Source organism: Pantoea sp. CTOTU49201 (assembly GCF_032054795.1).
Taxonomy (GTDB): Bacteria; Pseudomonadota; Gammaproteobacteria; order Enterobacterales; family Enterobacteriaceae; genus Pantoea; species Pantoea symbiotica.
In genome coordinates this window covers 24,837-34,776 of the sequence record NZ_DAMBSA010000004.1, presented here as the reverse complement: position 1 = coordinate 34,776, position 9,940 = coordinate 24,837, and the positions used below count along the sequence as shown (strand labels likewise).

The 9,940-nt window shown below is 56.2% G+C and carries 8 protein-coding genes; all 8 read right to left on the bottom strand.

The features are described from left to right. Positions 1-2,838 (bottom strand): pitrilysin (gene ptrA / locus RTY00_RS00720; RefSeq protein WP_312663104.1); only part of this gene is annotated, 2,838 nt, incomplete at its 3' end. Positions 2,839-2,945: 107 nt separating this feature from the next. After that, complete coding sequence (gene recC, locus RTY00_RS00715; RefSeq protein ID WP_312663103.1) at positions 2,946-6,326, bottom strand: exodeoxyribonuclease V subunit gamma; 3,381 nt, start codon at positions 6,324-6,326, stop codon at positions 2,946-2,948. A gap of 69 nt (positions 6,327-6,395) precedes the next feature. After that, a complete protein-coding gene (locus RTY00_RS00710) occupies positions 6,396-6,653 on the bottom strand; it encodes a prepilin-type N-terminal cleavage/methylation domain-containing protein (RefSeq protein WP_312663102.1) in 258 nt (85 codons plus the stop codon). A 16-nt stretch (positions 6,654-6,669) separates the two neighbouring features. Beyond that, positions 6,670-7,092, bottom strand: a complete 423-nt coding sequence (locus tag RTY00_RS00705) for a DUF2509 family protein (protein WP_312663100.1) — start codon at positions 7,090-7,092, stop codon at positions 6,670-6,672. Then, on the bottom strand, positions 7,089-7,628 hold the full coding sequence (locus tag RTY00_RS00700; protein ID WP_312663099.1) for a prepilin peptidase-dependent protein: 540 nt from the start codon (positions 7,626-7,628) through the stop codon (positions 7,089-7,091). The genes RTY00_RS00705 and RTY00_RS00700 overlap by 4 nt, the downstream gene beginning before the upstream one ends. Continuing rightward, the gene (locus RTY00_RS00695) at positions 7,619-8,089 is read right to left on the bottom strand and encodes a prepilin-type N-terminal cleavage/methylation domain-containing protein (RefSeq protein WP_312663098.1); all 471 of its coding nucleotides are present in this window, start codon (positions 8,087-8,089) and stop codon (positions 7,619-7,621) included. The genes RTY00_RS00700 and RTY00_RS00695 overlap by 10 nt, the downstream gene beginning before the upstream one ends. A 178-nt stretch (positions 8,090-8,267) precedes the next feature. Next, positions 8,268-9,062 carry a thymidylate synthase gene (gene thyA / locus RTY00_RS00690; protein ID WP_176973571.1) on the bottom strand — a complete coding sequence of 265 codons (795 nt, stop codon included), beginning with the start codon at positions 9,060-9,062 and terminating at the stop codon, positions 8,268-8,270. After that, positions 9,059-9,940, bottom strand: coding sequence for a prolipoprotein diacylglyceryl transferase (lgt, locus tag RTY00_RS00685; RefSeq protein ID WP_008109262.1), 882 nt, complete (start codon positions 9,938-9,940; stop codon positions 9,059-9,061). Before lgt ends, thyA begins: the two co-directional genes overlap by 4 nt.

Below are 9,940 nucleotides of genomic sequence, written 5' to 3'. Positions count from 1 at the left end.
AGTCCAGTCCGGCAGCTGTGCGTAGTCATCTTTGGTCGCGCCATCGTGGCTGCCGCCAATCTGCGAAATCATTGCCATGCCTGTTTGTGCTAAGACCGCCTGATGGAAGAAGTCGGCCAAACCAGCTGGCGTCAGCTGCTGGATTTGCTCAATCGCTTTTTCACGCGTATCGAAAGCAAAGTTCTGACGTTTAAAGTCACGGTTAAAGCGGTTCGCCTCTTCATCCAGCGTTTGCGGGCGCTGCTTCATATCGTTAATTAGCGCCTGCTGATACTGGGCAAAATCTTCCGCTTTCATGCTGCGCAGACGCTGTTCCGCCTGCGGATAAAACGCCTGGAAACGTTGCAATAAAAACGCCGGTTGCTTGCTGTTACTTTGCAGCAGGAAACCGATGCCCCATTGGCGACCAATCGGCATCTGATATGCAAACACCGCGTAGCCGAGCTGCTCTTCGGTACGCAACTGGTTGTAGAACCAGGGTTGGACGATTTGGCTCAGCATGGTGCTGTTGGCCATGCTTTGATATTCGCTATAGCCCAACGGCACATACAGCGCGGCCAGCGCAGAATCGGTGCTGCTGCCGGCTTTTTGCAGGTTGGCCTTGATCGCTTTATCCACCGACACATAATCACTGTGCCAGTAGCCGTGGCCATCGCTCTGCAGCTGCTGCTGCAGCTCATTGCCGAGCTGTTTCACGCGATCGCCAGAGAGATTACCCACCACCATCATCTCCGGCGTTGCATGATGAATCAGCGCATCGCGGTAATCGGTAACCTCTTTCAGCGTGATGTCCTTCACCAGTTTGCGGCGCGTTTCACGTTGGGTGTAAGGCAGCTGCGACAACATCTGCATCGGCTGAATCGCCTGCTCAAACGCTTTGCCCTTCTCTGCTGCTTCCAGTCGATCCAGATACCAGGATTTGGCCTGCTCCAGCTGCTGCTGATCCGGCGTAAAGGTGGCGTAACCTTCCACCAGCTTTTTCAGCAATTCCGGCAAACGCTGGGTAAAACCGCTGGCGCTAAACACGATGCCATCATCTTCCCCGGTGGAGAAACTGATGCCGCCAACCGAGGCCTGCGAATTCAATTCATCCAGCGCCAGGCTGGAGAGATAGTCATTTAACCCAAACAGCACTTGCTGGCGCGCATCGCTGATCGCCGATTTGTTGCGCAGCGCCAGGGTGATAGCGGCTTTCGGTTCACTGGCAAACTGCTGACTTGGCATCCAGTAAATGCGCATGCTGTCGCCATTGGTCAGTGCGACCGGATGATCGTAGGTTTTGCCATCGGAGGGAATGATGGCGAAATCCGATGGGATGTAGGGATTCAGCGTGGGCATCGACAGCTGAAGCTGCGCGGCACGTTGCTGCCAGTCACTGAACTGGGCATCGCTGATTTTGTCCACCTGATAGGGCGCATTCACAAAGTAGGCCTCTTTGTTATGCGGCTCCTGTGGGCTGATGTACCAGATACGCGCGTTCTGCGGCGTCATCTCATCGAGACGCGTTTTGATTGCGGCGGGATCGAACTGATCGGCCAGATAAGGCGCATCCAGCGTGTGTTCAACCGGCACGCGCAGCATGGTATCCACCAGCCACTCAATGTAATCCATATCGCGGGTAATTGATGGATAACGGAAATCCAGCGCCAGCACGTGGGAGACTTCATCGAAGTACTCTTTGCTGATGCCTTTGCTGCGCAGCATATCGAGGTAATTGAACACCGCAGCGACCACTTCATCGCGCTGCGCCAGACCTTTGTCGGTTAACGAAACGCTGATAGCGAAGACGCCGCTGTTGCGCTCGGTCATCGGGTCAGCACCGGCGCTGACACCATCCGCCAGCCCCTGCTTTTGCAGCCAGTCGTTGAGAGTGTTTTTACTGCGATTGCCGAGAATGTAGCTGATCAGCGTATCGGTTTTGCTGCGGAACTGGCCGCTGTTGTTCGGAATGCGGAACTCAATTTTTAACTGCTTGCGCGGCTGAGCGGGCACGTAATGGATAATGATGCCCTTCTGCGCGTCGGTCACCACCGGCACGTCAATCTCTGGCACGGTGGTCTGATGATTAGCCACCCGACCAAAGGTTTGTGCCGCAATGTCGGCCATCTCGGGCAGCGGCTTGTTACTGTAGATCACCGCCTTCATCAGATTGGCGGAATAATGGCTGTGATAAAAGTCGGTCAGCGCCTGATGCAATTTGCTGTCCGGCTTATCGCTCAACGTATCAAGGTTGCCACCGGAATAGCGCGAGCCAGGATGCGCGGGATTGAGGGTTTCTGCGCCCACCTGCGCCATGCGCAAGCCATCGCGCGATCGAGCCATGGTGAGTTCTGCGTTGACCGCATGACGCTCACGATCGGCATTAACCGGATCGAGCAGCGGTTCAGCAATCGCATCGGCCAGACGATCGACTGCAGGCTGCAACGCACTGTTTTCCACTTCCAGATAGAACGCCGTGCGATACGACGCGGTGCTGGCATTGTGGCTGCCGCCATTTTTCTTCAGGAATTCGGCGAGATTATCAGGCTGCGGATAACGCTTTGAACCCATCAACACCATGTGTTCGAGATAGTGCGCCAGACCCAGTTGCTGATTAGGATCGTCCAGCGAACCAATCGGCAAGGTCAGCGCCGCCAGTGATTTCGGTGCCTCGGCATCCGAGACCAGCAGCACGGTCATGCCGTTGTTTAACGTAATCGCCTGGTAACTACGTGGATCGTGATCGCTTTTACGAATGGTGTCATTGATGGGTTGCCAGCCGCGATCGGTATCGGCAAAGGCATTCAGCGCTAACGTGCTCAGCAGCAGCGCTCCAATCCAGCGTGCGTAAATCCGCATTTAAACCCCTTACGTTACCCTTTTCCGCTGGCTGTGTGCCCAGCGGTGAAATAGACAAACTTTCTTATCGTGTCAGGAACAACCCCAAACGAGGCTGTATTCCCTTGCTATTCATCATTTTGATGCGCCAGGCGCACCGGTAAATACCATTGGCGTGCGGCGGCAGTAATCGCCTGCACGGCTTCATCATCCAATGAGCGACTCAGGCGCTGCAGATAGGGATCGCTGCCCTCGCCTTCCACCTGGAAACCACCCTGCCAGGCTTGTAGCAATTTGTTAAGTGCCTTTTTCTGCGTTGCTTCGTCTTCCAGCAGCTGGAGAGACTTGCTATCAAAGCTGGCTTCCAGCCAGGCACCGCCGGATTTATTCAGCAGCATCAGCGGCTGGACTAAACCGGCCTGATAACCCGAAACATATTCATTTAGCAGCGACAGCGCCTGTTCAGCAGGCAGCGCCGCGAAGCGCCAGTGACTCTGTTTACGCCCGTACATGCGGCTCTCACCGCTGCCGCCCAACGCGCAATACACCAGATGCTCCAGCCATAGCAGCAGACCATCATTCATATTCAACACGCCCGGACGCCAGCGTAGCAGGCCATCAGCTTGCACCTGCGTCAGCCAACCGGTCAATTGCACTGCGCCGAGCGTTAGATTGATTTCCCAACTTTCGGCGGGCTGGCGCTGGCCGCTCACCTCGGCGGCCACTTCCTGCATCTCTTCGGTCTGGCTCTGCCAGAAAAGTTCCCCGAACGCGCCATAAGGCAGATTGCCTGCCGCGCGATGCCGCGCATACAGCTGCGCCGGATCGTCACCGTTGACCAGCGTATTCAGCAATTGGGCGTTGATTTGGTAGCGTTCGAGGCTATCAGGCGCGAACGGTTCGCTGTCGGGCAGCTCACTCTCTTCCATCCAGAAAGCCACCCCCAAGCGCTGCTGGAACCAGGCGCGCACCGGATGACGCCAGAAGCGCAGCAGTTGCTCCAGCGACAAGGTTTCTAACGGTGCTGGCAGCAAGGGCTGCACAAAATCCGGCTGTGCCACGCCGCTGCCGCTGGCCGCTGGCAGCCACTCCGCAGCAAAGCTTTGCCCGGGTGCGCCCGGTTGGAAGTTCTCTGCGGCAAACGGCATGCGGCTATGCAGCTTTTGCAGATGTTCGCGCACGCGTTGCTCGCTGATATCGGGTTCAAGTGCCTCATCACCCGGCAACCGGAAGCTTTGTCCCAGATAATCTACTAGCTCGCTCACTAATACCGATGGATAGCGCTCCGTGTTGTCCTGAATCGCCCGGCCAATGTAGCTGATATAGAGCTGCTGCTGCGCCGAGATCAGCGCTTCGAGGAACAGATAGCGGTCATCGTCGCGGCGGCTACGGTCGCCTTTGCGCATCTGTTGCTGCATCAGGTCGAAACCCAGCGGTGCTAAAGTGCGCGGATAGACGCCATCGTTCATGCCCAGCAAACACACCACTTTGAAGGGAATCGAACGCATCGGCATCAGCGTACAGAAGTTGATGGGTCCGGCGAGAAAACGTTGGCTGATGCGCTGTTGATCGAGGCGTGAACGCAGCTCATCGCGCAGCAGCGTAACCGGAATCGGCTGTTGATACGCCGCCTGCATGCCCTGTTCGATAATCTGTTTCCACTGGGTTTCCACCAGCAGTAGCGCGGCTTCACTTTCGGCGTCTCCGCTAAAGAAGCACTCAATCAGCTCACGGCACAGCGGCTGCCACTCTGCCAGCGTGCGTTCTTCTGCCAGACGCGCACGCCACTCTTCCAGTCGCGATAGCAGTTCAGCCAGATGACCCGCCAGCTCAGCGATCAAACCACTGGACTCGTCATACGGCAGAATACCTTGCCAGTCACCGTTGCGGCTCTCCAGCGAATAGCCAAGCAGCATGCGCTGCAGGCCGAAGCGCCAGGTGTGTTGTCCGGTTACCGGCAGCGCCAGCGCTTCCACGCTGGCATCATCCAATCCCCAGCGAATGCCGGATTCCATCACCCAACGGCGCAGCAGTCGCAGCCCGCTTTCATCCACCGAGAAGCGCTGCGCCAATGCGGGAACCTCAAGCAGCGCCAGCACATCTTCGGAGGCAAAGCGACTTTCAGGCAGCGACAGCAAGCTGAGCAGCGCCAGAATCGCCGGATGCGCCTGACTGGCGCGGCGGTCGGAAATGGCGAACGGCAAATAGCGTTCGCTCGGCGCGCTGGCAAAAGCGGCCTGAATAAAAGGGGCGTAGCTGTCGATATCCGCCACCATCACGATGATGTCACGCGGCTTGAGTTCGGGATTGGCCTCCATCAGCGTGAGCAGATGATCCTGCAGCACTTCAACTTCACGCTGGGCGCTGTGGCACACCTGCAACGTGATGGAACGATCTTCAGGATCAAGCAGGCGTTTCTCGGCGCTGTTCGCCAATTCTCCCGCATTAAGGCCAATGACCGCTCTATCGTCCAGATTGAGCAGATCCGCTTGCAAGCTGTGTAGCAGATTGTCTTGAGGGACTTCTTCAAAGTACTCAAAGTCATAATCTGCTGAATCCATCTGGCTGAGTAAAAAGAGATTATCTCGCCCCAACTTACCCCAGGATGCCAGCAATGGATTCGTCAGTTGCTGTTCACCAAGATCGTTAAACAGCGCAGGGGCTGTCTTCGGATCGCTAAATAACTGACGAGTTTCGTCAGAATAAATGCGTGAACGTTTACGGCTTTGCAGCTTAGCGAGGAAAGCATAGTCCTGAATATCGCCCCAATACTCGCGGCAGGGATTAGTGAATAACAGATGAATATCAATGTGCCGACCCAGCGCTTCTAGCGCCTGCAGATAGACCGGCGGCAGCGCGGAAATACCGCAAATAAATACGCGTTGCGGCAAACCCGGCGGCGGCGTTTGCGCCTGTTCCAGCTTTTGGATAAAGCGTGCATAGAGATTGGCGCGATGCCACATCGGTTGGCCCAGGCTCTCGGTAAACTTAACCAAATCCCGCCACAGCGGCGCCTGCCAATGCTGCGATTCACCTAAGCCATCAATTAGCTCTCCGCGCTCCCAACTGTTAAGCCAGTCCGAGCGATACACCAGATATTGGTCAAACAGGTCAGCAACGCGGGCGCTGAGCTGATACAGCTTGCGTTTGTCGTCGTCATCATTGAGGTAGTGACGCAGCGGCTGGAATGCATCCTGCTCCAGCAAAGTTGGCAAGCGATGCATCAGCTTCCAGCTCATGCTGGCTTTGGTAAAGGCGCTCTCTTCAGGAATATCAGGCAACACCCTGACGAACATGTTCCAGATAAAACTGGCGGGCAATGGAAACTCAATATTAGCGGCAATACCAAAATCGCTCGCTAGTTCCATTTGCAGCCACTGCGCCATGCCCGGGCTTTGTACCAATACTTGCTCTGAAGCGAGTGGATCAGTCAGCGGTTTACTTTTAATCAGCGTTTCCGTGATTTCTTTCAACAAATTAAGCTGATTTGAGTGATAGACCCGGAACATATTTCTCCTAAACACAAGACAACAACGCAGCCGAGCCACTCTACCGTTTATCACCTGCGATGCCTACCGCTAGTGGCAATTGAGCTGCGCCAGTGAGGCGGAACGCTGCTGTGGCCCCGTAACCGTGACGCGTTCCAGCGTGCAGCCGCCCGCCAGGCTCTGCTGCTGGCGCTGACTCTGCCAGCCCTCAACCTCACGTCCAAGCAACGCCTGACCGGCAACACGCCACGCCTGACGCTGCTGCCACTGCTGGCTGAAACCCAGCGCCAGCGCGCGATGATATTGCAGCAACGTGCTGATGGTCATCGCCAGCAACAGCATCGCCACCAGCGTTTCCGCAAGGCTAAAACCCTGCTGCTTCTGGCTGGCACAGCGTCGGCTGCGACAGCGGACAGTAATCGATCCAGCCATGCGCTTGCGACTGTGGTTGCGTGTTGGGGATTGATACCCAACGATAGAGCCACAGCACGCGCCCTTCTCCATGTCCCGATAAAAGCGCATTGTCATCCTCCATACGTAGCAGGCAGCTTTGCCACTGTTCTGCTGTCCATTGCTGACATTGCCAGCCGGTGGCCTGCGGCCAGTTTTGTACGCTGCCCCACTCCAACGCCGCCTGCGCCTGCCAGAAATCCTGACTGTGCAGCTGCTCGTCAGCCACTAATATCATGCTTTGCGAAAGCTGCGTTCGCGTGGCGTGTAGCGTCAATCCGCCCATCAGTAACATCATCAGCACCATGCCCAGCGTACTATTGCCGCGCTGCTTCACAGATTGATTCCTTCAATCCAGTTTTCCAGCTCCACGCTTTGGCTGTTGGCGTGTCCCGCCAGTTGCAGCACCAGACGCGTTCCCTGTCGTTCAAGCTTGAAGACATCGATGGTGAGAAACGCCGGATCGGAGAGTTTCTCCCAGCCGCTGCTATTGCACTCATCCACGCCACGCTGCATTTCAAGCTGTCCGCTGCGCAGCCGATAGCCGTAATAGTCACTTTCGCTGTGGCCCACGCCTTCCCAACGCCCGTTGCTGTTCTCATCCCAGCGCAGTAAAACGCAGCTGCCGCTGGCGGCGATCGTTAGCGCCGAACCGCTGCACTGGCCGTGGCAATAGCCGGCACGACGCAGTGCTTTTTGCAGCGTATTGGCGATCTGCTGCAGCTCTTGCTGCAACTGCACGCGCTGTTGCAGGCGCAGATTTTGCTCCAGCAGCAGCGGTAAAAACCGCCCAACGCTGACCATCAGTACCGCGCCTATCGCCATGGCAATCAGCATCTCCAGCATGCTGAATCCACGTTGCGCTATTCGCATCCTTTTTCTCCCGGCTGGCAGGCACGGATGCGCGCTCTGGCGGAGATGATTAAGCGCCAGCGCCCCGCCGCACTGGCGAGATCAATGCTGCCGGGACGCGCAACATCACGCCGACCATAAAAACCAATGTCACCGGTAATGGCGACAATGCGCACACTGTCGTGCGGCGGTTTAAATAACCAGCGCGAGGGCAATGCGCAGCCTTCTGCAGGTTTCGGTCCCGCGCCCAGACAACCGTTTTCACCGCTTTGTAACCACAGCGTTAGATCGCGATTGTGCCAGTTTGCATGGGCGCGCAGGCGCAGCAGAAATCCCTGCAGTTGCAGTACGCTGTCGCGCAGCTGTTGATACTGCTGCCAGCGCTGCCAACCTTGCAGCGCGCCAACGCTGAGTATGCCGGCGATCACCATCACTAATAGCAGTTCGGGCAAGGTGAAGCCGTGGTTATCGTTTCTGTTCATGGCGGATAATGTGCCCAGCGGCATGAGGCTGAACAAGCGAGGGAAATCAGCGTTGGGAAACGTTGCGCAGGGAATCGGTTGAGGTGTGCAGTGGGATACAGCGTTTTGTGAGGCGGGTTCAGGATTGAGGTTTGGTTGAGGAGAGGTCGCCATGAATGGCGACCCTACTAGAGTGGCGTTAAATTGCGACGGGCGCTTTAATCGCTGGATGCGGATCGTAACCTTCAATCTCGAAATCATCGAACTGATAATCGAAGATCGAGGCCGGTTTACGCTTGATCACCAGCTTCGGCAACGGACGCGGTTCGCGCGTCAACTGCAGGCGTGCTTGCTCTAAATGGTTGCTGTACAGATGGGTATCGCCACCGGTCCAGACAAAATCGCCCACTTCGAGATCGCACTGCTGCGCCACCATATGCACCAGCAGCGCGTAGCTGGCGATATTGAATGGCAGACCAAGGAAGATATCGCACGAACGCTGATACAGCTGGCAAGAGAGCTTGCCGTTCGCCACGTAGAACTGGAAGAAGGCGTGGCAAGGTGCCAGCGCCATTTGATCCAGCTCGCCCACGTTCCACGCCGAGACGATGATGCGGCGCGAATCCGGGTCACGCTTCAACTGCTCAATCACTTTACTGATTTGATCAATCTCTTCGCCCGAGGCGCTGCCCCAGCTGCGCCACTGCTTACCATACACCGGACCAAGATCGCCGTTCTCATCTGCCCATTCGTCCCAGATGGTGACCTTGTTCTCTTTCAGATAACCGATGTTGGTCTCACCTTTCAGGAACCACAGCAGCTCATGAATGATGGAGCGCAGGTGCACTTTCTTGGTAGTGACCAGCGGAAAACCGTCCTGCAAATTGAAACGCATCTGGTGGCCAAAGATGGAGAGCGTGCCGGTGCCGGTACGGTCGGCCTTTTCTGCGCCTTCATTCAGCACATGTTGCATTAGGTCCAGATACTGTTTCATTTTACCTCACGAGTTTGTTGCTGCGGGCGACGACGATACGCCCAGATCATCATAATCACACCGGCCAGAATCATCGGGATCGACAGAATCTGTCCCATGCTGACGCCGCCTTCAAACAGGCCAAGCTGCGCATCCGGCTGGCGGAAAAACTCCACGATAATGCGGAATGCGCCGTAGCCAATCAGGAACAGGCCCGAGACGCTGCCCATTGGGCGCGGCTTGCGGATAAATAGGTTGAGAATGATGAACAGCACGATGCCTTCGAGGCACAGCTCATACAGCTGTGACGCATGACGCGGCAGCACGCCGTAGGTGTTCAGCAACTCCTGGTACTGCGGATTATTGGCCGCCAGCGCGATATCTTCGCTACGTGAACCCGGGAATAACATCGCGTATTTAAAATCAGGTGCCACGCGGCCCCACAGTTCGCCGTTGATGAAGTTACCGAGACGACCGGCACCCAAACCAAAAGGGATCAGCGGTGCAATGAAATCCGCTACCTGGAAGAAAGTACGCTTGGTGCGGCGTGCGAAAATCAGCATCACCACAATCACACCAATCAGGCCGCCGTGGAACGACATGCCGCCATCCCAGACCTTAAACAGATAAAGCGGATTTTCCAGGAACAGCGGCAGGTTGTAGAACAACACATAGCCGATACGTCCACCGAGGAATACGCCGAGGAAGCCCGCATACAGCAGGTTTTCCACTTCCTCTTTTTTCCAGCCGCTGCCAGGTTTGTTGGCGCGTCGCGTCGCCAGCCACATGGCAAATACAAAGCCCACCAGATACATCAAGCCGTACCAGTGAAGCGAAACCGGTCCGATAGAGAAAATTACCGGATCGAATTGGGGAAACGAAATGTAGCCGTCAGTCAT